Source organism: Amycolatopsis alkalitolerans (assembly GCF_006152065.1).
Lineage (GTDB): Bacteria > Actinomycetota > Actinomycetes > Mycobacteriales > Pseudonocardiaceae > Amycolatopsis_E > Amycolatopsis_E alkalitolerans.
Genome location: NZ_VDFW01000017.1, coordinates 14,239 through 38,950 on the forward strand (window position 1 = coordinate 14,239; position 24,712 = coordinate 38,950).

The following is a 24,712-nucleotide window of genomic DNA, read 5'->3' on the forward strand; positions in this document are numbered from 1 at the left end:
TCTAGGTCGTGGCCGGATAGTGGACGCCAGTATGCCGGGTGGGCTCGCCCCGAACGGTCACCCCTTGGTCGGCGGTAATCCTCAACTCAGCTAGGCTCCGGCTGTCACGCGAAGAATTCAAGGAGGCCTGGGTTGAAGAGGGTCGGTAAGGTCGCCGTGCTGGCCGGGCTCGTGGCCCTGTTGGCGACCGGGTGCTCCGGTGACGAGATACTGCGTTTCGGCTGGCCGGTGGGTGTCACCGAGCAGGCCAGCAAGATGCGCTGGCTGTGGACCTGGTCCGCGGTAGCCGCGCTCGCCGTCGGCGTCATCGTCTGGGGCCTGATCTTCTGGGCGTCGATCTTCCACCGCAAGAAGAAGAACCAGGACCCGACCGAGCTGCCGCGTCAGTTCCAGTACAACGTGCCGCTGGAGCTGTTCTGCGTCATCACGCCGTTGATCATGGTCTGTGTGCTGTTCTTCTTCACCGCCACCACCGAGAACGACGTGCTGGCCAAGAAGCCGGACCCGGACGTCACGGTCAACGTCACCGCGTTCCAGTGGAACTGGGAGTTCGACTATCCGTCCGAGCCCAAGGACGCGACCGGTCAGATGATCCGCACCGTGGGCAGCTCGACCGAGGTCCCGCTGCTGGTGCTGCCGGTCGGCAAGACGATCCAGTACGACCTGCGCTCGACCGACGTCATCCACTCCTTCTGGGTGCCGGAGTTTCACTTCAAGCGTGACGTCTTCCCGTACCCGGAGAAGAACAACCAGGACTCGTCGTTCCAGAACACGATCGACCGGACCGGTTCGTTCGTCGGCCGGTGCGCGGAGCTGTGCGGCACCTACCACTCGATGATGAACTTCGAGGTCCGTGCCCTGCCGGACAACCTGTACCAGCAGTACATTCAGACGCGGACGCAGGTGAATCCGGCCACGGGTGCGCCGTACACCGCGTCCGAGGCGCTGGCCAAGATGAACTGCGGCGAGCTGTGCACCCCGCACGCGGTCACGACGCAGCCGTTCAACACCGACCGCACCGCGCGCTGACGCCGGACCAGGAGTGAGGACAGCTTCATGAAGGTCGAAGCCCGGATTTTCGACATCGTCACGGCGTTCGCGTTCGTCATCGCGATCGTCTACGGCGTGACCACCTACTTGTGGAGCGGGTTCGGTGTCGAGCCGGTCGGGCTGGTCGCGCTGATCCTGACCGGCGGGCTCTCGCTCATCGCGGGCAGCTACATGCGGTTCATCTCGCGCCGCATCGATCCGCGCCCCGAGGACCGGGAGGACGCCGAGATCAGCGACGGCTCCGGTGAGCTGGGCTTCTTCAGCCCGGGCAGCTACTGGCCGATCGCACTGGCCGGGTCCGCCGCGACCGCGGGGCTGGCGCTCGCGTTCTTCCACATCTGGCTGCTGGTGATCGCGGTCGTGCTGATCCTCATCACGGTCGGCGGGCTCGTGTTCGAGTACCACACCGGCCCCAGCCACGAATAACCCCCACATTCGACGAAAAGCCCAACTCGCGTGTCGCGCGCGAGTTGGGCTTTCGTGTCGGGTGAGTTCGGCGTTCGCTCAGCGGAAAGCGGCCCAGCGGGTCAGGAGATCGGCGGCGGCGCCGGAATCGATCGCTGCCCCGGCGCGGTCCAGTGCGGCCGTCAGATCGTCATGCAGAGACCCGGAAAAGCCCTCGTGCGCGGCGAGGGCTCCGGCGGCGTTCACCAGGACGGCGTCCCGCACCGGGCCCGGCTTGCCCGTCACCAGTTCGCGCACGACCTCGGCGTTCGCCGCCGGGTCGCCGCCACGCAGGTCTTCCGTGGTCGCGCGCGGGACGCCCAGGGACTGCGGATCGAGCCGCTCCTGGCGCACGTCTCCGCCGGACACCACCCACACGGTGCTGGTGGTCGTGGTGGTGATCTCGTCCAGGCCGTCGTCTCCCCGCACGACCATCGCGCTCGCGCCGCGGCGGGCGAACACGCGCGCCAACAGTTCGGTGCGGTCCGCGTAGGCGCAGCCGATCAGGCCCGCGCTCGGCTGGGCCGGGTTGGTGAGCGGGCCGAGCAGGTTGAACGTCGTCGGCACGCCGAGCTGGCTGCGTGCGGGACCGGCGTGCCGGAAGGCCGGGTGGAACACCGGTGCGAAACAGAACCCGATGCCCAGTTCGGCGACGCAGCGCTGCACGCCTTCGGGCGGCAGGTCGATCGCGACCCCGAGCGCTTCGAGCACGTCCGCGGCGCCGGCCTTCGACGAGGCCGCGCGGTTGCCGTGCTTGACCACCGGCGCGCCGGCCGCGGCCACGACGATCGAGGCCATCGTCGAGATGTTCACCGAACCGGAGCGGTCGCCGCCCGTGCCGACGATGTCCACCGCGCGGCCCTCGACGTGCACTCGCCGGGCGTGCGACAGCATCGCCTCGGCCATCCCGGAGATCTCTTCGGGCGTCTCGCCCTTGGCGCGCAACGCCACGGCGAAACCGCCGATCTGCGCAAGCGTGGCTTCACCGGACATCACCTGGTCCATCGCCCAGGCGGTGTCCTCCCCGGACAGATCGGCCCGTTCGATGAGCCGGGACAGCAGGGCGGGCCAGGTGTGCGCGCTCATCACGCCCGCACGGCTGGAAGCCGCTGCCCCCGCAGCACTTCGGCGATGGTCTCCGCCGCGGTGAGGGGGTCGAGCGGGTGCACGAGCACGGCGTCGGCCTGCGACCAGGTGGCCAGCCACCGGTCGTCCTTGCGCCGTACTGCGACCACGATCGGCGGGCAGTCGAGAATCTCGTTCTTGAGCTGACGGCACAGCCCGATCCCGCCGGTCGGCTGCGCCTCGCCGTCCAGGATCGCGAGGTCGATCCCGCCCTCGTCCATCTCCTGGAGCACGTCGGACACGCCGGCGGCCTCGACGTAGTCCACCCGGCCGAGGTCGGCGGCCGGCCTGCGGCCGATCGCGTTGATGATCGACTCGCGGACTTCCCCCCGGTGACTGAACACCAGGATCCGCATCGGCTGCTCGGTCACAATCAAGCCTCCGGCCTCGTCGTACGGTTGTGATGCGTCCGATGCTATCCGCAGTGCCCGGATTCACCGAGAGCAGACGGCCTGTAATGCGTCCCAGCCGCGCGAGTCGCCGCCCAGCCGTTGCGCGAGCCCTGCCATCCGGGCCCGTTCCTGCGCGCAGTGCAGCGCGTCGACCTTCTGGACCCGCACCGCGTGCACCGAAACGATCTCACCGGAACCGGGCACGGTGCGTAATTCCCACCCGTCCTGAGCCAGGATGCGCGCCGCCTCGGCGACCCCGACCGAGGACAGGGTCAGGTGGTGCCCTAGCACAGCGGGCTTTCCTTTGTCCCACAGGTGTGATCTGGCCAGCACCGCCGAATCGGCCTCGGCGAGGTCGAACGCCTCCGCGACCACTTCGAGCCCGGGCGTGTCAGGCGTCAGCGGGGGCTCGGACGGCTTTCGCAGCAGGTCACGCACCCGATCGAGCAGACTCATCGGCGTACCTCACCCTCCGCGTTCGTCACTGTGACCAACCCGCATCCAGACCCAACCGGGCACCCTCCATTGCCGGAGGCCATAATGCGACTCGTGACAACGGCAGCTCCCAACATCAGCCAGCGGGTGCACTCGCTGAACCGGCCGAACATGGTCAGCGTCGGCACGATCGTGTGGCTTTCCAGCGAGCTCATGTTCTTCGCCGGGCTGTTCGCGATGTTCTTCACGATCAAGGCGCAGAACTCGAGCGGGATATGGCCGCCCGTCAACCCTGCCACGGGCGAGCCGATCCACCTCGACATCCCGTACTCGCTGCCGTTCACGATCATCCTGGTGGCGTCGTCGTTCACCTGCCAGCTGGGTGTGTTCGCCGCCGAGAAGGGCGACGTGTACGGCCTGCGGCGGTGGTACGTCATCACGTTCGTGATGGGCGCGGTCTTCCTCGGCGGGCAGGCCGGGGAGTACACGAGCCTCATCAAGGAGGGCGTGACCATCCCGTCCGGCGCCTGGGGTTCGATCTTCTTCGTCGCGACCGGGTTCCACGGACTCCACGTGCTCGGCGGGCTCATCGCGTTCGTGCTCCTGCTCATCCGCACCAAGTTGAGCAAGTTCACGCCCGCGCAGGCCACCTCCGCGATCGTCGTGTCCTACTACTGGCACTTCGTCGACATCGTCTGGATCGGCCTGTTCGCGGTCATCGAGCTCCTGCCATGACCGCTTCGCCCGAACCACCGAACAGCAAGGGTTGCCGCAAGATGACCACCACGAAGAAATCCTCCGGACGCCGATTCGGTGCGCGTGGCAAGCTGCGCAGGCGTGTCGCCGGCCTGCTGGCGCTGGGTGTCGCGCTGATCGGAGCCGGCGCGGTGTACGCGGTCTTCGTGCCGAAGGCACAGACGGCGCAGGCCCAGGGTGACCCGGCGCAGATGCGGCTGGGCGAGCAGGTCTACAACAACACCTGCATCACCTGCCACGGCGCGAACCTGCAGGGCGTCCAGAACCGGGGCCCGAGCCTGATCGGCGTCGGTGACGCGGCGGTGTACTTCCAGACCTCCACGGGCCGGATGCCGATGGTGCGGCAGGAGGCGCAGGCGGCGCGCAAGCCGCCGATGCTGTCCCCCGAGGAGATCGACGCGGTCGGCGCGTACATCCAGGCCCACGGCGGCGGCCCGGAGCGGCCCGCCCAGACCGGTGCGGCGCTGCAGGGTTCGGACCCGGCGCGCGGTGGCGAGCTGTTCCGCCTCAACTGCGCGTCCTGCCACAACTTCACCGGCCGCGGTGGCGCGCTGTCGGCCGGCAAGTACGCGCCGAACCTCGACCCGGCGTCGGAGGACCAGATCTACACGGCGATGCTGTCCGGCCCGCAGAACATGCCGAAGTTCTCCGACCGGCAGCTGACGCCGAACGAGAAGAAAGACATCATCGCGTACATCAAGTCGGTGTCGAACGGCAACAACAACCCAGGCGGTGACTCGCTCGGCGGGTTCGGGCCGGCGTCTGAGGGCGTGATCGCCTGGATCGTGGGTATCGGCGCGCTGATCGGCGTCACCCTGTGGATTGGATCGAGGGCATGAGCAGCGAAGAAACTGCGGGGCAGGGCTCGTCACGGCCCTCCGACGCGGAACTCGCCGAAATGAACCGCGACCAGCTGCTCAAGCTGGGCGGTCAGCTCGACGGGGTCGAGCTCGTCGAGTACCCGGACCAGTGGCCGGTCAAGGGCACCCGCGCGGAGAGGCGCGCCGAGCGGGTGGTCGCGCTGTGGTTCGCCATCGCCGGGCTGGCGGGCCTCGCGTTCGTGGTTGGCCTGATCTGGTGGCCGTGGCAGTACCAGGCGCCCGGCCAGAGCGGCACGTTCCTGTACTCGCTCTACACCCCGGTCCTCGGCGTGACCCTCGGTCTGACGGTCCTCGGCCTCGGCGTCGGCATCCTGCTGTACACGAAGAAGTTCGTCCCGCAGGAACTCGCGGTCCAGCAACGTCACGACGGCGACGGCGACGGCTCGGCGGAGATCGACAAGAAGACGATCGTCGCGCACCTGGAAGACGCCGGCGCCCGCAGCACCATCGCCCGCCGCTCGCTGATCAAGCGCAGCGTGGGCTTCGCGGGCGGCACACTCGGGCTGGGGTTGGTCGCGCTGCCGGTCGCCTCGTTCATCAAGGACCCCTGGAAGGACTCGAACGGGCCGGACTCGCTGTGGCACACCCCGTGGCAGAAGCGGTTCCCCGGTGAGGTCGTCTACATGCGGCGCAACACCGGAAAGCCGGACGAGGTCGTGCTCCTGCGGCCCGAAGACCTCGACGCCGGCGGCCTGGAGACGGTGTTCCCGTTCCGCGAATCCGACCGGAGCGACCCCGAGGCCCTGACGTCGATCTTCCTGCGCTCGGACGCGCCGGTCATGCTCATCCGGTTGCGGCCCGGAGACGCCGAGCGCGTCGTGAAGCGCAAGGGTCAGGAGGACTTCAACTTCGGCGAGTACTACGCGTACACGAAGGTGTGCAGTCACGTCGGGTGCCCGGTCTCGCTGTACGAGCAGCAGACCAACCGGCTCCTGTGCCCGTGTCACCAGTCGCAGTTCGACGTGCTGCACTACTGCAAGCCCATCTTCGGCCCGGCGACTCGCGCGCTGGCCCAGCTGCCCATTACCGTGAACGATGAGGGATACCTGGTCGCACGCCACGACTTCATCGAGGCCGTGGGACCGGCATTTTGGGAGCGCAAGCAATGAGTTCACTCACCACGCCGACGAAGGGCACGAGCCTGGTCCAGCGGCAGGCGGCCGAGGCGGCCACCAACATGGATCAGCGGTATCGGCTGGCCAAGGGCCTGCGGCACCAGATGAACAAGGTGTTCCCGACGCACTGGTCGTTCCTGCTCGGGGAGATCGCGCTCTACAGCTTCATCATCCTGATCCTGTCGGGCGTGTACCTGACGTTGTTCTTCGACCCGTCGATGACCGAGGTCACCTACCACGGCAGCTTCAAGAACCTGCAGGGCATCGAGATGTCGCGGGCCTTCGCGACCACGCTCGACATCTCGTTCGACGTGCGGGGCGGCCTGTTCGTGCGGCAGTTGCACCACTGGGCGGCGCTGGTGTTCACCGCGGCGATGATGGTGCACATGTTCCGGATCTTCTTCACCGGGGCATTCCGGCGGCCGCGTGAGGCGAACTGGCTGCTCGGGGCGTTGCTGCTGATCCTGGGCATGTTCGAGGGCTTCTTCGGCTACTCGCTGCCGGACGACCTGCTGTCGGGCACCGGCATCCGGGCGACCCTGTCCGGCATCGTGCTTTCGGTTCCGGTGATGGGCACCTGGCTGCACTGGGCGATCTTCGGCGGGGAGTTCCCGGGTAACGAGATCATCCCGCGGCTGTACACGCTGCACATCCTGTTGCTGCCGGGCATCATGCTCGGCCTGCTCGGCGCGCATCTGGCCCTGGTCTGGTACCAGAAGCACACCCAGTTCCCCGGCGTGCGGCGCAAGGAGACCAACGTCGTCGGCGTGCGGATCATGCCGTACTTCGCGCTCAAGGCCGGCGCCTTCTTCGCGGTCGTCACCGCGGTCACCGCGCTCATGGCCGGGATCTTCCAGATCAACCCGATCTGGAACATCGGCCCGTACAACCCGTCGCAGGTGTCGGCGGGCTCGCAGCCGGACTGGTACATGGCCTGGGCGGACGGGCTGCTGCGGATCTTCCCGTCCTGGGAGCTGTATCTCGGCAACTACACCGTCCCGGCGGTGTTCTTCGCCGGCGCGGTCGGCATGCCGATCCTGCTCGTGTTGCTGCTGGCGTACCCGATGCTCGAGCGCAAGCTCTCCGGCGACACGGCGCACCACAACCTGTTGCAGCGGCCCCGTGACGCACCGGTACGGACCAGCATCGGCATGATGGCGCTGGCGTTCTTCGGCGTCATCGAGGCCTCGGGCTTCAACGACATCATCGCGGACCAGTTCGACATCTCGCTCAACGCGACCACGTGGGCGGGCCGGATCGGGGTGCTGGTGGTCCCGCCGCTGGCATACTTCATCACCTACCGGATCTGCCTGGGCCTGCAGCGAGCCGACCGCGAGGTGCTCGAGCACGGGATCGAGACCGGCATCATCAAGCGGCTGCCGCACGGTGAGTTCATCGAGGTGCACCAGCCGCTGGCCGGCGTCGACGATCACGGCCACGCCATCCAGCTGGATTACCAGGGCGCGCCCGTGCCCAAGAAGATGAACAAGCTCGGCGCCGCGGGCCGTCCGGTGCCCGGCACGATGCTCGCGCCGGACCCGGCCGAGGAGGTCGCGGCCCTGGAGCGGGCGCGCGGGGCCAACGGCCATCACGGCAACGGTGAGGTGACCTCGTCCGAGGAAGTCTCCTCAGGCCACGGCGAAGCCTAGCGCCAGCCCCTCGCCCGACCACCACCCCTCATCGAGGCTTCGCGCCACAGCGCCTTCGCGAAGAAGCCGGCTCTCCCGAACGGGGGAGCCGGCTTCTTCGCGTTACTCGTCCGCGCCGAGCGCGAAGGCCGACTCGGTGTCTGCGGTGGAGTACGAGCGGAACGCGATGTGGGTGTCGGTGTCGATGACGCCGGGCACGCGGCCGATCTTCGCCGGGATCAGGTCGGCGAGGTCCTCATGGCTGTGCACGCGCACCATCGCGATCAGGTCGACGTCGCCCGCGCACGAGTACACCTCCGTCACGCCGTCGATGTCCGCGATCGCCTGCGCGGTCTCGGGAATGCTGTCCGCCACGGCATGTATCAGCACGATCGCGGTGATCACGGGTCCTCCTAGGAAAGTCTGCCGAAGACGCGGAGATCGTATCCCCGTGGCTCAGCCGACCGCTTGTTCCAGCGTCGTCGCGGTCGAGGCGCGTTCCAGCCACTCGTTCCAGTTGCCCGCGCCGCGCGCCGGCTCGGCCCACGGGATCGCGGTGCGGACCAGCCGGACGCCGGGCCGGGTGAGCCACCGCAGCAGCAGGGAAACCTCCTCGGCGGGCGCGCCGAACAGCGGACCAGGCTCCGGCGTGACCGTCTCCGCGCTCGCCACCAGCGCGTCCACGACGGGCATCGGCGGTACGCCCCGCCGCGCCACGCCGGCCGAGGCGAGCCTGCCGTACCGGATCACCGCGAACTCCCAGCCGCGGTTCCCGTCGGGCGCCGCTGCGACGAGTTCGGGGATGCCCGCGAGCGCCGTCAGCCTGTGCGCCTTCGCGACCGCGCGCACGAGAATGGCGAGTTCGTCCCGGCGCCGCGCGGCCTGCTCGTAGTGCTGCGCCTCGGCGAGCTCGTCGAGCTGCCGGAGCGCGGTGTCGAGTGGAACGGCGTCCTCGCCGCCGATCAGCTGCCTCACGGCGCGTACGGACGGGAAGTACGCCTCGGCGCTCTGCCGCCCCGCGCACGGCGCACCGCACCGCCCGAGCTCCGCGAGCGCACACGGCCTGCCCGACGGTGAGACCGCCGAGATGCGCTGGGTGCAGGTCCGCAGCCCCGACGCGCCTGCCAGTACGTCCGCCGCGAGTTTCGCCATCGCCTGCGAGTTGAACGGACCGAGCGCGCCGTCCTTCGGCACCCGGACCACCGACAGCCGGGGGAACGCCTCCTCGGTCAGCAGCACCCACCACGATTTGCGCGGGTTCTTCGACCGCCGGTTGTACGCGGGCCGGTGCGCCGCGAGCAGCCGCAGTTCGCGGATCTGGGCTTCGAGCGCATGTGAGCATTCGATCCCGTCCACACGCTGCGCCAGGCCCACCATCTCCCGGATCCGGCCGCGGCTTTCCGAACCGGTGAAGTAGCTGCGCACCCGCCGCCGCAGGTTGGTCGCCGTGCCGGCATACAGCACCTCCTCGCCGGGCCCGCGGAACAGGTAGACCCCGGGCCGCTCGGGCAGGTGGGCGGCCATCCCGCGCTTGCGCCGCTGCTCGGGCGTGACCTCCGGCAGGTAGTCGATCAGCTCCTCGAGCGAGTGCACGCCGACGGGGCCGACGTGCTCCAGCAACGCGTGCAGCACGTGGACGGTCGCGCGCGCGTCGGAGAGCGCCCGGTGGTTCGGCACGGTCGGGGAGCCGAACAGCGCGGCCAGCGCGGACAGCCGGAAGCTCGGCGTGTCCTGCCTGGTCAGCACGCGCCGCGCGAGCCGGACCGTGCACACCACGGCGGGCTTCGGCCACGGGTACCCGTGCGCGGCGCACGCGGCACGAAGGAAGCCGGTGTCGAACGGGGCGTTGTGCGCGACGAGCACCGCACCCGCGGCGAACTCCAGAAAGGCAGGCAGGACACGGTCCATCGGCGGGGCGTCGTAGACCATCGTGCCGGTGATCCCGGTGAGCGCGACGATCTGCGGCGGGATCGGCATCCCCGGGTTCACCAGCGTGGCGAACTCGCCCAGGACGTCGCCGCCGCGGACCTTCACCGCGCCGATTTCGGTGATGCCGTCGGGACCCGGCCTGGTGCCGGTGGTCTCGAGGTCGAACACCACGAACGTGGTGTCGCGAAGCGGCGTGCCCAGCTCGTCGAAGGTCAGCTGGTCGTGGGCCCCATGCATGATCGGCACCCTAGGTAAGGACACCGACATTTCCGCGTTCCGAGGCCGGACGAGGAGAGATCTTCAACTTCGACGGACTACCCTGGATGGATGCCGCCCTCAGTGCACGCCGCAGAGCCCGAAGACCCAGGTCTTCGCGCCTCGGACGCTGCCCAGCGGCCGGAGGCGGAGCCGGCGCCGCCTTTAGCCTGGCGCGAGCTGCCGGAACCCGTCCGGGCCAGACTCACCGAACTCGCCGCCGAGGCCCTTGGCAAGATGCCGAGGGCCGACATCCCGCAGCAGCTGCGCCCGGTCGCCAAGTTCGCGCCGGCCAAGCGCGCGCGGCTCGGCGCCACGGCCCTGCTCGCGACGTTGCAGGATTCGACGGCCTTCCGCACAGCCGTGCTGGAGTGGGTGCGGGAGCATCGCCAGGACGCGCTCGATCCGAACGACGAGGACAGCGTGATCGCCGCGACGGCCGCGATCCTGCTCGGTGAGTCGAGCGCCGGCTCCCGCGTGCGGCTCGTCGCCAAGAACGCGGCCGAGACGGCGTTACGCGCGGAGCGGGATGCCGCGCTCGCACGCAACCAGAAGCTGGAAGCAGAGCTGTCCCGCACGCAGGAAGAACTCGCGCAGGCGCTGGAAGCCGTCGAGGCGGCGCGCCGCGAGCGCGAAGACGAGCTCAACCGGCTGCGGGGCAGGCTGCGCGAGCAGGGCACGCTCCTGCGCCAGGCCAAGGACGCGGCCGAGGAGGCCAAGGCTGAGGTGTCGGACGCGGGCAGCAAGCGCGAAGCGGAGATCGCCGCGCTGACCGCCCAGCTGGAGCGTGAGCGGAGCCGGGTGGCGTCGGAGCGCGCGCGGGCGGAGCGCGCGGTGACGGACGCGGAGATGGCGCGTCAGGCGGCGCGTGAGGCCCGGGACGCGGACGAGGTCCGCCTCGCGTTGCTCGTCGACACCATCGACGGTGCGGTCGCCGGGCTTCGCCGTGAGCTGTCGATCGGGGCGAGCAAGCGCCGTCCCGCCGACCAGGTGCGTGGCGCGTCCTCCTCCGGCGCCAACGGGGCGCACGTACGCGATCCCGCCGCGCTGGACCACCTTCTGGCGCTGCCGAGCGTGCACCTGATCGTGGACGGCTACAACGTCACCAAGACGGGGTACCCGGAGCTGCCGCTGGCCGACCAGCGCACCCGGCTCGTCCAGCAACTCGGGGCCCTCGTGTCGCGGACCGGTGCCGAGGTGACGGTCGTGTTCGACGGTGCGGGCGTGCTGTCCATACCGACCGCGGCGCCTCGCGGCGTGCGGGTCCTGTTCTCCGATCCCGGCGTCCTGGCCGACGACGTGATCCGCGCGCTCGTGGCGGCGGAGCCGTCCGGGCGGCCGCTCGTGGTCGCCACTTCGGATCGCGCCGTCGCCGATTCGACCAGGAGTTCGGGTGCGCATCCGGTGGCTTCCGCGGTACTGCTGACCCGGCTCGGGCGGGTTTGAAGTCCAATACGCCTCCGAAATTGTCGGTGGGTGTCTCTAGCGTGTTTCCTGTCCGGCCCGAGCGGGTCAGAAGGAGGCAGGAAGATGCGGGAAGACGCCGTGATCGTCGACTGTGGCCGTTGCGTCGTGCGAGGAATCCGCTGCGCGGACTGTGCTGTCAGCGTGCTGTTGAACGCACCCCCGTCACTGGAATGGGACGAGGAAGAATTGGCGGCGATAGAAGTGCTCGCGGAAGGCGGCTTGATTCCCCGGTTGGCGCTCGAGCCGATGACCGGCCGGCCCCAGGAGCGCGCCGCCTGAACCGGGCGTGTACCCCGTCAGCGACAAACGGTCGTTTAAGTCGGTGAACGGTCAGTAGTCGTAACAGGCGAGATTGTTATCTCCGTCACATTCACGCCGTCGTCGCTGGTCCGAACGGGATCGGGCTGGGTTACGCAGAGTTTTTGCCCGGTGTCTTCTGGACGTGGCGGCTTCTCTTTCGTAACCTGACCGAGATCTCGCGGCCGGCAGCCGTCGCACCCCCGCGACAGCGACGCGAGATCGCCGCCGAAACAGCTTTGTCGGGGAGCTGTGCCGGAACCACTGTGCTGGCAGGACCCAGGTGCGGTACCCCTGTGCCCGGATCCGGCGAACACGGTGGTCGATGCCGCTGGCCGGACGCGTGGTTTCGCCGCTCCGGTGAGCAGAGGGCCCCCGACCTCTGCGTGCGGCGACCGGTAGGTGGCCGAGTGCAAAGGAGACACGCGCGGCGTGCAGTCGCAACCGATCAAGCGCGTGGTCGCAGGAGCCATCGCCGCCGCCGCGGTCATCACCGCGGCCGGTGTTGGAGTTCCAGCCAGCGCCATCACCCTCCCCGCCCTCCAGAATCCCCCCACCACCGCAACCGACGCGCTGGCCCAGTACCGGGCCGCGGCCGGGCAGGCCGAGCAGCTGAACGAGCAGAAGCTCCAGGCGCAGGAAGACTACAACGCCAAGCAGGCCGACCTGGCCAAGGCGAACGGCGACATCGCCGCCGCGAACCAGAAGGTGCAGTCGGCCGAGGCCGACAAGGCGAAGTTCCAGAGCGTGGTCGACCAGTTCGCCGACGCCTCGTTCGTCAGTGGCGCGGAGATGAGCAGGATGTCCGCGCTGCTGACCGGCACCTCCGCCCAGGACTTCCTGGACCGGTCCTCGGCGCTGGCCGTGCTGGCCAACGACAAGAACAAGGCGCTGCAGAGCTACACCGACGCGGTCAACGCCGCATCGGCCGCCGCGCAGCAGGCCACCGACGCGAAGAACCGCGCGCAGGCGGCCTCGGACCAGGCGCAGCAGTTGCTCAACGACCTGAACACCCGTTCCGCCGCGTTGCAGGCGCAGGTCGACCAGCTGAAGCAGCTGAGCACCCGGCTGACCGCGGCGGACCGGGCCGCCCAGCGCGACACGGGTGGCTCCGCGCCCAACCTCCCGGCGCCCAGCGCCGCCGCGCAGAAGGCGATCGACGTCGCGCTCAGCAAGCTCGGCGACGCCTACGTGTGGGGTGCCACCGGGCCGAACACGTTCGACTGCTCGGGCCTGATGTTGTTCTCCTACCGTGCGGCGGGTGTCTCCCTGCCGCGTACCGCGGCGTCGCAGCAGCAGACCGGCCTGCCGGTGTCACGGTCCGCGCTGCAGCCGGGCGACCTGGTGTTCTTCGGCTCGCCCGCGTATCACGTCGGGATGTACCTCGGCGACGGCAAGATGGTGCAGGCGCCCACCTCCGGTGACGTCGTGAAGATCTCGCCGCTTCAGAACGACTACGCGGGAGCTCGACGGGTCGCCTACTGATCCGTCATGAGCTCCCATCAGGGGCGGCAACCGTGCGCGCGGTGCCGCCCCTGATGCATTGCGGGCGCGATGCCTTTCGTGGCTCACACCTGGTGGCCGGTAACCTCCCCTCGTGCCTCGGACCCTCCTGGTGACCAACGACTTCCCGCCGCGGCCCGGGGGGATCCAGAATTACCTCGACTCACTGGCGCGCCGCCTGCCGCCCGAGGATCTCGTGGTCTACGCGCCGTCGTGGCATTCGGCATCCGGTTCGCATCCGGAGTTCGACGCGGCCGCCCCGTTCGAGGTCGTGCGGCATCCGGGTTCGCTCATGCTGCCCGTGCCTGATGTGCTCCGCCGCGCGAAGGACATCTTGCGCGCCCGCGACTGCGATTCCGTGTGGTTCGGCGCCGCGGCGCCGCTGGCGCTGCTCTCCCCGGCGCTGCGCAAGGCGGGGGCGCGGCGCGTCGTCGCCAGTACGCACGGCCACGAGGTCGGCTGGTCGATGCTGCCGGGCGCGCGGCAGGCATTGCGCCGTATCGGCGATACGACCGATGTCATCACGTATGTCAGCAAGTACACCCGCCGCCGCTTCGCGTCCGCTTTCGGCCCCATGGCCGGATTGGAGCACCTTCCGTCCGGAGTGGACGTCGAGCTGTTCCGGCCCGACGAGGGCGCGCGGGAGGAGATCCGCGCGCGGCATGGCCTCGACGACCGTCCGACCGTCGTCTGCGTGTCACGTCTGGTGCCACGCAAGGGGCAGGACATGCTCGTGCACGCGATGCCCGAGCTGCGCCGGCGAATCCCCGGCGTCGCGCTGCTGCTCGTCGGCGGTGGTCCATACCGCGGGACGCTGGCGAAGCTCGCGCGTGACCTGGACGTCGAAAACGACGTCGTGCTCACGGGTTCGGTGCCGTGGGCGGAGTTGCCGGCGCATTACGCGGCCGGCGACGTGTTCGCGATGCCCGCGCGAACCCGCGGCAAGGGCCTCGACGTGGAGGGCCTTGGCCTGGTCTACCTCGAGGCTTCGGCGACCGGCCTGCCCGTCGTCGCCGGCCGGTCCGGTGGCGCACCGGAGACCGTGGTCGACGAGGTCACCGGCCACGTGGTGGACGGGCGGGACGTCACACAACTCGCGGACACGCTGGCCCCGCTGCTCGCGGATCCCTTGCGGGCTCGCAAGATGGGCGAAGCCGGCCGCGCGTGGGTCAGCGAGCACTGGCGCTGGGACCAGTTGGCCGCGCGGCTGCGGGAACTGCTGACCGGCTAGTCGCCGAGCACGGCCGGATGGCGCGGGTCGTTCGCCCGCACCACGACGTCGGCGACCTCCACGGGACGCACCTCGTCCTCGTACCGCGCGAACGCCGGGAGCGCCCAGTGCTCGTCCTCGGGCAACTGCCGCCGCAGCGCTCCGGGCGAAAGCGAAAGGTGCACGGTGAGCTCGAACGGCAGCCCGCGGCCGAGCAGCAACTCGCCGTCGGCGATGAGGACCCCGCTCGCCGGCAGTTCGGTGCGGTCCAGGCGCGTCGCGCGGTCACGCTCGGCGTCCCACAACGCGGGCAGCACCATTCCGGTACCACCGGGGGACAGCGGATCGAGCACCTCGCGGCGCAGCGCGTTCTCGTCGAGCCAGTCGAAGTACCGCGCTGCCGGATCCTGCCTGCCCTTCTCGAACCGCAGCGAGGCCGGTCGCAGAAAATCTACAGTGGACACTCGAAGTGCGGACCGGCCGTTGACCCGCAAGGGATCCACCAGTGCGTCCGCGAGCGCGCCCGTACCGGCGGCACCGTCGATCGAGACGCGCACCCACGGCGTGCCGGGCAGGCCGAGGACGCGTTCGGTGAGCTCGGCGGCGAGCCGGTCGGAGGAGATCGGGCGGTATCTCATGATCGTCCATTGTCCCGGAGGCCCGGACCGGGCACTATCGGCGGCGGCGGTCCGTTGTCGTGGCATCAGCCGCTGATCTGGGAGGACGACGAAGAATGCCGCTGCTCGACGAACCGGTCCAGCTCGATTTCGACTTCGCACAAGATCGGCACCGCCTCTACGAGCGGTTGCGCATCGAGGCGCCGGTGTGCCAGGCGGTCCTGCCGCGCGGGCTCAGCGCCTGGCTCGTCACCCGCTACGCCGACGCCAAGGCGCTGCTGGCCGATCCCCGGCTGAGCAAGGACAACAAGCGCGTTCGCGAGCTGTTCCAGGAAAGCTCCGGCAACCAGACCGCGTTCGCGTCCTCGATCGCCGCGCATATGCTCAACATGGATCCGCCGGACCACACGCGCCTGCGCAAGCTCGTGAACAAGGCTTTCACCGCGCGCACGGTTTCGCGACTGCGGCCGCGGATCGAGCAGATCGCGGACGAACTGCTCGACTCGATCGCCGCGGCCGGAGGGGTCGACCTGCTGGAGGCGTACGCGTTCCCACTGCCGATCACGGTGATCTGCGAGCTGCTGGGCGTCGCCGTCGAGGATCGCGACAAGTTCCGCACCTGGTCCAACACGGTCGTCTCCGCGGCCTCGCCCGAGCAGCTTCAGGAGCACTCGGCTGCGCTTGCCGGCTATCTCGCAGAGCTCATCGCGTCGAAACGCGCGCACCCGACCGACGACCTGCTGTCCGATCTGGTGCACGTGTCCGACGCCGGTGACCAGCTGTCCGAGATCGAACTGATCTCGATGGCGTTCCTGCTACTCGTCGCCGGGCACGAGACCACGGTCAACCTCATCGGCAACGGTATGCGCGCGCTGCTGGAGCGGCCGGACCAGCTGGCGGCGCTGCGCGCGGATCCGTCGCTCCTGCCGAACGCCGTCGAGGAGTTCCTGCGCTTCGACGGCCCGGTCAACGTCGCGACGCTGCGGTTCACCACCGAGCCCGTGCCGGTCGGCGACGCGGTGATCCCGGCGAACCGGTTCGTCATGGTGTCCCTGCTCGGGGCGAACAGGGACGGCGAGAAGTTCGAGGATCCGCACAAGCTCGACATCACTCGCCCCACGGGCGGCCATCTCGCCTTCGGGCACGGTATCCACTACTGCGTCGGCGCCCCGCTGGCACGGCTCGAGGCCGAGATCGCGATCGGCAAGCTGCTGGCGCGGTTCGGCACGATCGAGCTGGACGGTGCGCCGGGCGGACTGCGCTGGCGGGACAGCACGCTCATGAACGGCCTGGAGACCCTGCCGGTCCGCGTGGCCTGAGCAGCCCGGGGTTGCCAATCCGACCGAAAGCAGGCGGACACGGTCCGCAGCCGACCTGCCCGTAGAAACCCGTTTCCGCCGTGGCTGCCGTCGGATTGGCGACGATCGGCACAGTAGGGTCGGGGGGTGGACCCCGCGAAGCTGCTCGCTCTCGATGCCCGGCATGTGTGGCATCCCTACGCCCCCATGCCGGGCCGGGTGGAGCCGCTGCTGGTCACCGATGCGTCGGGGGTGCGGCTGCGCCTGGCCGACGGCCGCGAGCTGGTGGACGGCATGTCGTCGTGGTGGGCGGCGATCCACGGCTACCGGCACCCCGTGCTGGACGCGGCGCTCGCCGAGCAGGCCGGGCGGATGAGCCACGTCATGTTCGGCGGGCTCACCCACGAGCCCGCGATCCGGCTCGCCACGAAGCTGGTGGAGCTGACCCCGCCCGGGCTCGAGCACGTGTTCCTGTGCGACTCCGGCTCGGTCTCGGTCGAGGTCGCGGTGAAGATGTGCCTGCAGTACTGGCAGTCCTTGGGGCGCAAGGGAAAGCGCCGCCTGCTGACCTGGCGCGGCGGTTACCACGGGGACACCTTCCACCCGATGAGCGTGTGCGATCCGGATGACGGCATGCACTCGCTGTGGCGCGGGGTGCTGCCGGAGCAGGTGTTCGTGCCCGAACCGCCGGGAGGGTTCGGCGCGCCGGTCGACGGGTCCTATGTGGACATGCTGGCGCGCGAGATCGAAGAGCACGCGGATGAGCTCGCCGCCGTCATCGTCGAGCCCGTCGTGCAGGGCGCGGGCGGGATGCGGTTCCACAACCCGGGTTATCTGCGCGCGCTGCGGGAGCTGACTCGCGCGCACGACGTGCTGCTGATCTTCGACGAGATCGCGACCGGGTTCGGCCGCACCGGTGCCCTGTTCGCCGCCGGGCACGCCGGGGTGACGCCGGACGTCCTGTGCCTCGGCAAGGCCCTGACCGGCGGTTACCTCACCATGGCCGCCGCCCTGTGCACCCCGGAGGTCGCCGGCGGGATCTCTCGTGGCGAGCTTCCGGTGCTCGCGCACGGGCCGACCTTCATGGGCAACCCGCTGGCCTCGGCCGTCGCGAACGCGTCGATCGATCTGTTGCTGGACCACGACTGGCAGGGCGCCGTCCGCCGGATCGAAACCGGCCTGCGCGAGGGTCTGTCGGGGGCCGTGGACCTGCCGGGTGTCGCCGACGTCCGCGTCCTCGGGGCGATCGGGGTCGTCCAGTTGGACCACGACGTGGACATGGCCGCGGCCACGAAAGTGGCCACCGAACGCGGAGTGTGGCTGCGCCCGTTCCGTGACCTGATCTACGCCATGCCGCCGTATGTCTGCACTGATGCCGAGGTCCGGACCATCGCCGCGGCGATGACGGCGGCCGCCGCGGGTGCCTGACCGGTAGTACGGGGGAAGTTCACCCGATCTGGGTGGGCGATGGGTGCGGCCCGCTGTTTGACCACCCCGCGTGCACGCGAACTCGTCGGCAGACGCCAAGGAGTGAGCGCGATCACGTCGTCCGCCTAGTGTGCGGCAGTTGGGCAGTCACCACCTGCTGCGAACAAAACATGAGACCTCCTCTACATAACGGACATTCCGCCCGTTTTTCGGTATCAGTGGATCACCGGCGGTCGCCGTTGCCGGCCGGACCTCATCCACCCCGTTCAGGGAACCGATACCGGGAGGCACCATGAGTACCGCGGCACGCGAGCACGCTCCGCCGGGTCCGCGCCGGCACAAGGCGCTGCAGAACCTCAGGCACGACGTTCCCGCTTCGCTGGTCGTCTTCCTCGTCGCCGTCCCGCTGTCGCTGGGCATCGCGCTCGCCTCGGGCGCCCCGATCGCGGCCGGCCTCATCGCCGCGATCGTCGGCGGGGCGGTCGCCGGGTCGCTGGGCGGATCGCCGTTGCAGGTCAGCGGGCCCGCGGCCGGGCTCACCGTGATCATGGCCGAGACCATCGACCAGTTCGGCTGGGCGGTCACGTGCGCGATCACGGTGCTCGCCGGGGCGCTGCAGATCCTGCTCGGGCTGAGCCGGATAGCGCGCGCCGCGCTCGCCATCTCGCCCGCGATCGTGCACGGGATGCTCGCGGGGATCGGCCTGACCATCGTGCTCGCGCAGTTGCACGTCGTCCTCGGCGGCAGCGCCCACAGCTCACCGCTGGAAAACCTGGCGCAGTTGCCGCGGCAACTGCTCGATCCGCACGGCATGGCCACCCTCGTCGGGTTGCTGACCATCGCGATCCTGCTCGTCTGGGGCCGCCTGCCCGCGGCTGTCCGCAAGGTGCCGGGGCCGCTGGCGGCGGTCGTCGCGGTCACCGCGGTCTCGGTGGCCTCGGAGATGAGCGTGCCCAGGGTCGACGTGCCGGCGAACGTGCTGGACCTCCGGTTCGTGCCGCAGTTCCCGGACGGCGGCTGGTACGAGTTCGGCGTCGCCGTGGTCACGGTCGCGCTCGTCGCGAGCGTCGAGAGCCTGCTGTCGGCGGTGGCGACGGACAAGATGCACACCGGCCCGCGGGCGAACCTCAACCGTGAGCTGCTCGGCCAGGGCGCCGCGAACATGGCCTCGGGTTCGCTCGGCGGGCTCCCGGTCACCGGGGTGATCGTGCGCAGTTCGACCAATGTGCACTCCGGCGCCCGCAGCCGCGCTTCGGCGGTGCTGCACGGGTTGTGGATCCTGCTGTTCGTCGTGCTGCTCGCCGGGCTGCTGCGCAACATCCCGCTGGCCGCGCTCGCCGGTCTGCTGGTGCACGTGGGCGCCAGGCTCGTGAACGTCGCTCACCTCAAGGACGTGCTGCGCCATGGCGATCTGCCGGTCTACGTCGTGACGCTGGCCGGTGTCGTGGTGATCGACCTGCTCACCGGTGTGCTGATCGGCATCGGCCTGGCGGCGCTGATCATATTGCGGCGCCTGCTGTGGTCCGGGATCCACGTCGAACCCGACGGCGACGGCTGGCGCGTGGTCGTCGAGGGGGCGCTGTCGGCCCTGTCCATCCCCAGGCTGTCGACGGTGCTGGGCGGCATTCCTCGCGGGAGCACGGTCACGCTCGAACTCGTGGTCGACTATCTCGACCACGCCGCGTTCGACATGCTCTCGACCTGGCAGCACTCGCATGAACAGGCCGGCGGCACGGTGCTCGTGGACGAGGTCGGGCATCCGTGGTTCGAACGCGGCAAGGCGGGGGAGCCGACGGTGCTCAAGGCGCGGGCGCGGCCGGTGGTGCCGCGCTGGTTCGCGCCGTGGTCGCAGTGGCAGCGGGTGCAGGAGGGCACCGCGCCGCAGGTCCCCGAGCAGCGCGGCGGAAGCTCGATGCGGCGGGGCATGGTCGAGTTCGAGCGCCGCACCTCGCTGCTGGTGCGGCCGATCCTGAGCCGGCTCGCGGACGTCCACGAACCGCAGACACTGTTCCTGACCTGCGGCGACGCGCGGATCGTGCCGAACCTGATCACCAGCAGCGGGCCCGGCGACCTGTTCACCATCCGCAACATCGGCAACCTCGTGCCCGATCACGGGGGCGCCGACGCCTCGATCGGCGCGTCGCTGGAGTTCGCGGTGGACGTGCTGAAGGTCTCCGAGATCGTGGTGTGCGGGCATTCCTCGTGCGGCGCGATGAAGGCCCGGCTCGAGGGGGCGCCCGAGGACGCGGCCGCGTTGCGGTCGTGGTTGCGGTACGCCGAGCCGAGCCTCATCCGCTCGCGCACCCACCCGCCGATCGCCGTGGCGGGCGAGACGCCCGCGGGAGCCGACCAGCTTGCCCTGCACAACGTGCTGCAGCAACTGGACCGGCTGAGCGAGTACCCGACGATCGCGCGCGCCGAGGCGTGCGGGCAGGTCGAGCTGGTCGGGATGTACTTCGACGTCGGCGCGGCGCGGGTGCATCTGTACGACCCGGCGACGGGAGCGTTCGGCCCGGTCGAGCGGGCGGTGGCGATGGGGAAATAGCGCCGGTACTACGGTGAAGTTCCGTGAGCATGCTGGTGGTGACCGGAACGGGTACCGGCGTCGGCAAGACCGCCGTCACGGCGGCGATCGCCGCGCTGGCGAGAGACGCCGGTCAGCGCGTGGCGGCGCTCAAGCCGGCGCAGACGGGCGTCGCGCCTGGTGAGCCCGGCGATCTGGCCGAGATCGCCCGCCTCGCCGGTGACGTCACCATCCGCGAGTTGCGCCGCTATCCCGACCCGCTCTCGCCTGAGGCCGCGGCCCGCCGCAGCGGGGTTCCGGTCCTGTCCCCGGCCGAGGTCGCGGGCGCGGCGACCGAGCTCGACTCGGAGCACGACCTGGTGCTGATCGAGGGCGCGGGCGGGCTGCTGGTGCGGTTCGGGCCCGACGGCAGCACCCTGGCCGACGTCGCCTGGGCGCTCGGCGCGCTCGTGCTGGTGGTCGCCGAGGCGGGGCTGGGCACGCTCAACGCGACCGCGCTGACGTCCGAGGTCGCGACCGGCCGCGGGCTGCACGTCCCGGGTGTGGTGATCGGGTCCTGGCCCGCCGCGCCGGATCTCGCGATGCTGTCCAACGTCGGTGACCTGCCCGTCGCCGCGGGGGCACCGCTGCTCGGCGCGCTCGCCGCGGGAGCCGGGCAGCTGAGCCAGGCCGAGTTCCTCGACGAGGCGCGCGCCGGGCTGTCGCCCTGGTTCGGCGGCGACTTCGACCCGGACAGCTTCCAGAACGCGGCGTCCGCCCGGACGTGACGCGCATCGCTATGTTTCGCGGTTCCCGTCCGGCAGCATGCTAGATGTCTGCTCCCAAGCTCGAAGAGGAGAAGCGCCGTGACCTCAGCGCCCGAACGGACCGACGTCCTCGCCGTCGCCAGGGAGCAGGTACTCGAACAGGGCACCGGACTGTCGCGGCAGCAGGTGCTCGACGTGCTGCGGCTGCCCGGCGAGCGGCTCTCCGACCTGCTCGCGCTCGCGCACGAGGTGCGCATGCGGTGGTGCGGTCCGGAGGTCGAGGTCGAGGGCATCGTCAGCCTCAAGACCGGCGGCTGCCCCGAGGACTGCCACTTCTGCTCGCAGTCCGGCCGGTTCCCGAGCCCGGTGCGCTCGGCGTGGCTGGACATCCCGGGCCTGGTCAAGGCCGCGCGCCAGACCGCCGAGACCGGCGCGACCGAGTTCTGCATCGTCGCCGCCGTGCGCGGTCCGGACAAGCGGCTGCTCTCGCAGGTGCGTGAAGGCATCGAGGCCATTCGCGCCGACGGCAACGACATCCAGATCGCCTGCTCGCTCGGCATGCTCACGCAGGAGCAGGTCGACGAACTGGTCGAGATGGGCGTGCACCGCTACAACCACAACCTCGAGACCGCGCGCTCGCATTTCCCGAACGTGGTCACCACCCACAGCTGGGAGGAGCGCTGGGAAACCCTGCGCATGGTGCGGGACGCGGGGATGGAGGTGTGCTGCGGCGGCATTATCGGCATGGGCGAAACCCCGGAGCAGCGCGCGGAGTTCGCCGTGCAGCTGGCCGAGCTGGAGCCCGACGAGGTGCCGATGAACTTCCTCATCCCGCAGCCGGGCACGCCGTACGAGAGCTACGAGATCGTCGAAGGCCAGGACGCGCTGCGGATCGTCGCGGCGTTCCGGCTCGCGATGCCGCGCACGATGCTGCGGTTCGCGGGCGGGCGCGAGCTGACGCTCGGTGACCTGGGCGCCGAGCGCGGCATGCTGGGCGGGATCAACGCGATCATCGTCGGCAACTACCTGACCAACCTCGGCCGCCCGGCGAGCCAGGACCTGGCCATGCTCGACGAGCTGAAGATGCCGATCAAGGCGCTGAGCGAGACACTGTGACCGAACCGGCCGCCTACTGCGTCCACTGTGGACGTAGTCTCGCCGGCGGCGAGCACGCGGGCTGCCACAACCCGCGAACGGCGCTCGAGCCGCCGCGGTTCTGCCCGCGGTGCGCGCGGCGGATGGTCGTGCAGGTGACGCCGACCGGCTGGACGGCGCGATGCAGCCGACACGGTGCGTGCACGAGTGGGGGGACCGGCTAGTCTCGCTGTGCCAGCAGGCGCGGCGAAGGAGAGGCACCAGTGGCTGAGGGATCGGTCGGCGTACCGGACGGGCAGGAGTTGCCGCAGCTCGTGTTCAGCCTGCCCCGCCCCCGGCCGCGCGTCGTGGTGAAGGCCGATCTGCTGCCCGCGGTGAGCGTGCTGTCCCTGATCGGGCTCGTGGGCATCCCGCTCGGCTGGATCTGGTCGCGGCTCGCCCCGCCGGAGAAGGTGCGCGTGTACGACGCCAACCAGGTCGTGCCGCTGCAGCTGGAGAGCTGGCACCGCTTCGACGACCTGGGCATCTACGCGATGCTCGCGCTCGCGGCCGGTGTCGTCGTCGGCGCGGTGGTCTGGCTGCTGCGGGAACGGCGGGGGCCGGTGATCATGATCGCGGCGGTGCTCGGCGGGCTGCTCGCCGGTTACCTCGGCACGTCGATGGGCATCGCGTTCGCCAACGGCCACTACGCGATCACCGGGACGCCGAAGATCGGGGACGTGCTCACCACGGCGCCGCGGCTGGAGTCGATGTGGGTGCTGCTCGCCCAGCCGTTCGCCACGGCACTCGTGTACGGTCTGCTCGCCGGCTGGAACGGCCGCGACGACCTCGGCCGCCGCCTCGCCTGAGCGTTCGCCCGTTCCGGGGTGCTGGAACCACGAACCCCCGATAGCCGGACGGCGCTCGGTTCGCCGGCCGTGGTGCTCGGGATTCTCGCCGGTCTCGCGACCCGGGCGGTCGAAGGCGGGGCCGCGCGCAGCGTCGCGCATCTGGTCGCGAACGCGCCGGTCGCGGGCCGGGTTGTGGCTCACGCCCGAACCGGGGCCGCGGCCGCGGCCGTCAGTTCAGGCAGGCGCGGGTCGTGAGCTGCGGCGGCGGCGCGGGCACGGCGTGCAGCGCCGAGAGGAAACCCGCTTCGCGCGAGAGCAGGCGGCCGACCAGCCGCAGGCGGCGCAGGGGGTGGGTCTCCTCGAGGAGCCGCTGGCGGTCGGCCAGCGGGAGCAGGCAGTCGGCCGCCAGCAGGTACGCCAGATCGACCGGATGCGTCTCGGGCGCCGGGACCGACCAGGTTTCGCGCTCCCAGGCGCACTCGCAGTACCGCCGGTACGCCGTGCGGGCCGCGCCGGCCAGCCGGGCTGTCGCCTCGGCGGCGCCCGGCGGCGGCTGATCGTCCTCGACCCATTCCACGGTGCCCATCAGGTACGGCGCCCGTTTCGCGTCGATCTCGAGCAGGCGGAAGCGGCGCTCGCCCGTGGTGAGGATGTCGAACCGCCCGTCGGGCAGGCGCTCGCTCTCCTCGAGCAATGCGGTGCACCCGATCTCGTGGACGTGCTCGAGGCGCTCGACCTCGCGGACCGCGGCACTGCGGATCGCCACGATGCCGAACCGCCGGTCCGGCACCACACCCATCCGCAGATCGACCGCCAGCTGCCGGTAACGCGGCTCGAACAGGTGCAGCGGGAGCGCCGCCCCGGGCAGCAACACGGTCTGCAACGGGAACAGCGGAATGGTCAGTGCTCCGCTGCCGGGCTGCTCCGCATCCGTCACGGCTACACGGTACTTCGGATCCGGGCCCGCTGCTCACCGCCGCTTGGGCGGCGGCCGGAACACCGCGAACGGGTCGGTCACCTGGATTCCCTCGCCCGCGAAGGAGAACAGCGCCGCGGGCCGGCCCCCGCCCCGTCCGGGGGGAGCGGTGTGGCCGGTCGGCACGAGCAGCCCGCGGCGGGACAGCACGCGTTGCAGGTTGGTCGCGGAAACCTTGTACCCCAGGGCCGCCGAGTACACCTCGCGTAGCGCGGAGATGGTGAACTCCTTGGGCGCCAGCGCGAAGCCAAGATTCGTGTAGCTCAGCTTGGCGCGCAGGCGGGCGCGGGCGCGCAGGATGATCTCGCGGTGGTCGAACGCGGTACGCGGCAGCGCGTCGATCTCATGCCATCGGGTGTCCTCGGGGACGGCGGGATCGGCGTCGGAGGGCACCAGGCCGAGGAACGCGGTCGCGACGACGCGCGGGCCCGGCACGCGGTCGGGTGCGCTGAACACCGCGAGCTGCTCGACGTGCGCCAGCTGGCGGACGTCCACCTTCTCCGCGAGCTGACGGCGGATCGAGGTCTCCACGTCCTCGTCCGGGCGGAGCCGCCCGCCCGGCAGCGACCAGCGCCCGACGTGCGGATCCAGGGCGCGACGCCACAGCAGGACGCGCAGTGTGGCGTAACGCACCTGTAATACGGCGGCCAAAACCTCGTGTGCCAGCGGAGCGCTGCTGTTAATATGGCTACGCACGGTTTTCGATTATAA

At 70.2% G+C, this 24,712-nt stretch carries 25 protein-coding genes; 17 read left to right on the forward strand and 8 right to left on the reverse strand.

The window, feature by feature from the left end; all coding sequences use genetic code 11:
• Positions 1-132: 132 nt before the first annotated feature.
• Positions 133-1,029, forward strand: a complete 897-nt coding sequence (gene ctaC, locus FG385_RS19450) for an aa3-type cytochrome oxidase subunit II (protein ID WP_200834550.1) — start codon at positions 133-135, stop codon at positions 1,027-1,029.
• A gap of 27 nt (positions 1,030-1,056) precedes the next feature.
• Complete coding sequence (locus tag FG385_RS19455; RefSeq protein ID WP_139098197.1) at positions 1,057-1,476, forward strand: cytochrome c oxidase subunit 4; 420 nt, start codon at positions 1,057-1,059, stop codon at positions 1,474-1,476.
• Between the two features lie 78 nt (positions 1,477-1,554).
• Here the strand turns inward: FG385_RS19455 and trpD are convergent, their stop codons facing one another.
• From trpD to FG385_RS19470, 3 genes are all read right to left on the reverse strand, one after another.
• The gene (gene trpD, locus FG385_RS19460; protein ID WP_139098198.1) at positions 1,555-2,580 is read right to left on the reverse strand and encodes an anthranilate phosphoribosyltransferase; all 1,026 of its coding nucleotides are present in this window, start codon (positions 2,578-2,580) and stop codon (positions 1,555-1,557) included.
• Positions 2,580-2,990, reverse strand: a complete 411-nt coding sequence (locus FG385_RS19465) for an amidohydrolase family protein (RefSeq protein WP_139098199.1) — start codon at positions 2,988-2,990, stop codon at positions 2,580-2,582. Before FG385_RS19465 ends, trpD begins: the two co-directional genes overlap by 1 nt.
• Before the next feature lie 63 nt (positions 2,991-3,053).
• Positions 3,054-3,467, reverse strand: coding sequence for a hypothetical protein (locus tag FG385_RS19470; RefSeq protein ID WP_139098200.1), 414 nt, complete (start codon positions 3,465-3,467; stop codon positions 3,054-3,056).
• Positions 3,468-3,551: 84 nt separating this feature from the next.
• Between FG385_RS19470 and ctaE the strand changes: the two genes are divergently transcribed.
• The 4 genes from ctaE to qcrB are packed head-to-tail and all read left to right on the forward strand — an operon-like array spanning position 3,552 to position 7,847.
• Positions 3,552-4,181, forward strand: a complete 630-nt coding sequence (gene ctaE, locus FG385_RS19475; RefSeq protein WP_139098201.1) for an aa3-type cytochrome oxidase subunit III — start codon at positions 3,552-3,554, stop codon at positions 4,179-4,181.
• A 41-nt stretch (positions 4,182-4,222) separates the two neighbouring features.
• Positions 4,223-5,041: a cytochrome bc1 complex diheme cytochrome c subunit gene (gene qcrC / locus FG385_RS19480; RefSeq protein ID WP_139098202.1), complete on the forward strand. Its 819-nt coding sequence runs from the start codon at positions 4,223-4,225 to the stop codon at positions 5,039-5,041.
• The gene (qcrA, locus tag FG385_RS19485) at positions 5,038-6,192 is read left to right on the forward strand and encodes a cytochrome bc1 complex Rieske iron-sulfur subunit (RefSeq protein WP_200834551.1); all 1,155 of its coding nucleotides are present in this window, start codon (positions 5,038-5,040) and stop codon (positions 6,190-6,192) included. Before qcrC ends, qcrA begins: the two co-directional genes overlap by 4 nt.
• The gene (gene qcrB, locus FG385_RS19490) at positions 6,189-7,847 is read left to right on the forward strand and encodes a cytochrome bc1 complex cytochrome b subunit (RefSeq protein ID WP_139098203.1); all 1,659 of its coding nucleotides are present in this window, start codon (positions 6,189-6,191) and stop codon (positions 7,845-7,847) included. Before qcrA ends, qcrB begins: the two co-directional genes overlap by 4 nt.
• 102 nt (positions 7,848-7,949) lie before the next feature.
• Here qcrB and FG385_RS19495 read toward each other — a convergent pair whose 3' ends face one another.
• Together FG385_RS19495 and FG385_RS19500 are read right to left on the reverse strand one after the other, a co-directional pair.
• Positions 7,950-8,231 carry an Lrp/AsnC family transcriptional regulator gene (locus FG385_RS19495; RefSeq protein WP_139098204.1) on the reverse strand — a complete coding sequence of 94 codons (282 nt, stop codon included), beginning with the start codon at positions 8,229-8,231 and terminating at the stop codon, positions 7,950-7,952.
• A 51-nt stretch (positions 8,232-8,282) separates the two neighbouring features.
• Positions 8,283-9,992: a DEDD exonuclease domain-containing protein gene (locus FG385_RS19500; RefSeq protein WP_139098205.1), complete on the reverse strand. Its 1,710-nt coding sequence runs from the start codon at positions 9,990-9,992 to the stop codon at positions 8,283-8,285.
• A gap of 90 nt (positions 9,993-10,082) precedes the next feature.
• Between FG385_RS19500 and FG385_RS19505 the strand changes: the two genes are divergently transcribed.
• The 4 genes from FG385_RS19505 (at position 10,083) to FG385_RS19520 (ending at position 14,508) form a co-directional block, all read left to right on the forward strand.
• Positions 10,083-11,456: an NYN domain-containing protein gene (locus FG385_RS19505; protein WP_200834552.1), complete on the forward strand. Its 1,374-nt coding sequence runs from the start codon at positions 10,083-10,085 to the stop codon at positions 11,454-11,456.
• Between the two features lie 84 nt (positions 11,457-11,540).
• The gene (locus FG385_RS19510; RefSeq protein WP_139098206.1) at positions 11,541-11,756 is read left to right on the forward strand and encodes a hypothetical protein; all 216 of its coding nucleotides are present in this window, start codon (positions 11,541-11,543) and stop codon (positions 11,754-11,756) included.
• A gap of 450 nt (positions 11,757-12,206) precedes the next feature.
• On the forward strand, positions 12,207-13,259 hold the full coding sequence (locus FG385_RS19515) for a C40 family peptidase (protein ID WP_139098207.1): 1,053 nt from the start codon (positions 12,207-12,209) through the stop codon (positions 13,257-13,259).
• Between the two features lie 112 nt (positions 13,260-13,371).
• On the forward strand, positions 13,372-14,508 hold the full coding sequence (locus tag FG385_RS19520) for a glycosyltransferase family 4 protein (RefSeq protein ID WP_200834553.1): 1,137 nt from the start codon (positions 13,372-13,374) through the stop codon (positions 14,506-14,508).
• Here the strand turns inward: FG385_RS19520 and FG385_RS19525 are convergent.
• Positions 14,505-15,125 (reverse strand): nucleoside/nucleotide kinase family protein, encoded by a 621-nt coding sequence (locus tag FG385_RS19525; RefSeq protein WP_139098208.1) that lies wholly within the window; start codon positions 15,123-15,125, stop codon positions 14,505-14,507. The two genes, FG385_RS19520 and FG385_RS19525, sit on opposite strands and share 4 nt — an antisense overlap.
• Before the next feature lie 95 nt (positions 15,126-15,220).
• Here FG385_RS19525 and FG385_RS19530 point away from each other — a divergent pair, with 95 nt between their 5' ends.
• The 7 genes from FG385_RS19530 (at position 15,221) to FG385_RS19560 (ending at position 23,043) form a co-directional block, all read left to right on the forward strand.
• Positions 15,221-16,423, forward strand: coding sequence for a cytochrome P450 family protein (locus tag FG385_RS19530; RefSeq protein WP_139098209.1), 1,203 nt, complete (start codon positions 15,221-15,223; stop codon positions 16,421-16,423).
• 126 nt (positions 16,424-16,549) lie between these two features.
• Positions 16,550-17,830, forward strand: coding sequence for an adenosylmethionine--8-amino-7-oxononanoate transaminase (locus FG385_RS19535; protein WP_139098210.1), 1,281 nt, complete (start codon positions 16,550-16,552; stop codon positions 17,828-17,830).
• 292 nt (positions 17,831-18,122) lie between these two features.
• Entirely contained in the window at positions 18,123-20,375 is a 2,253-nt protein-coding gene (locus FG385_RS19540) for a SulP family inorganic anion transporter (protein ID WP_139098211.1), read from the forward strand.
• Between the two features lie 29 nt (positions 20,376-20,404).
• Positions 20,405-21,121, forward strand: coding sequence for a dethiobiotin synthase (gene bioD, locus FG385_RS19545; RefSeq protein WP_139098316.1), 717 nt, complete (start codon positions 20,405-20,407; stop codon positions 21,119-21,121).
• A 78-nt stretch (positions 21,122-21,199) separates the two neighbouring features.
• Complete coding sequence (bioB, locus tag FG385_RS19550) at positions 21,200-22,216, forward strand: biotin synthase BioB (RefSeq protein ID WP_139098212.1); 1,017 nt, start codon at positions 21,200-21,202, stop codon at positions 22,214-22,216.
• On the forward strand, positions 22,213-22,419 hold the full coding sequence (gene bsaP, locus FG385_RS34905) for a biotin synthase auxiliary protein BsaP (RefSeq protein WP_139098213.1): 207 nt from the start codon (positions 22,213-22,215) through the stop codon (positions 22,417-22,419). Before bioB ends, bsaP begins: the two co-directional genes overlap by 4 nt.
• 39 nt (positions 22,420-22,458) lie before the next feature.
• Entirely contained in the window at positions 22,459-23,043 is a 585-nt protein-coding gene (locus FG385_RS19560) for a DUF2567 domain-containing protein (RefSeq protein ID WP_139098214.1), read from the forward strand.
• A 211-nt stretch (positions 23,044-23,254) separates the two neighbouring features.
• Here the strand turns inward: FG385_RS19560 and FG385_RS19565 are convergent, their stop codons facing one another.
• Together FG385_RS19565 and FG385_RS19570 are read right to left on the reverse strand one after the other, a co-directional pair.
• A complete protein-coding gene (locus FG385_RS19565) occupies positions 23,255-23,962 on the reverse strand; it encodes an LON peptidase substrate-binding domain-containing protein (RefSeq protein ID WP_139098215.1) in 708 nt (235 codons plus the stop codon).
• Positions 23,963-23,995: 33 nt separating this feature from the next.
• Positions 23,996-24,634 carry an NUDIX hydrolase gene (locus FG385_RS19570; RefSeq protein ID WP_139098216.1) on the reverse strand — a complete coding sequence of 213 codons (639 nt, stop codon included), beginning with the start codon at positions 24,632-24,634 and terminating at the stop codon, positions 23,996-23,998.
• Between the last annotated feature and the right edge of the window lie 78 nt (positions 24,635-24,712).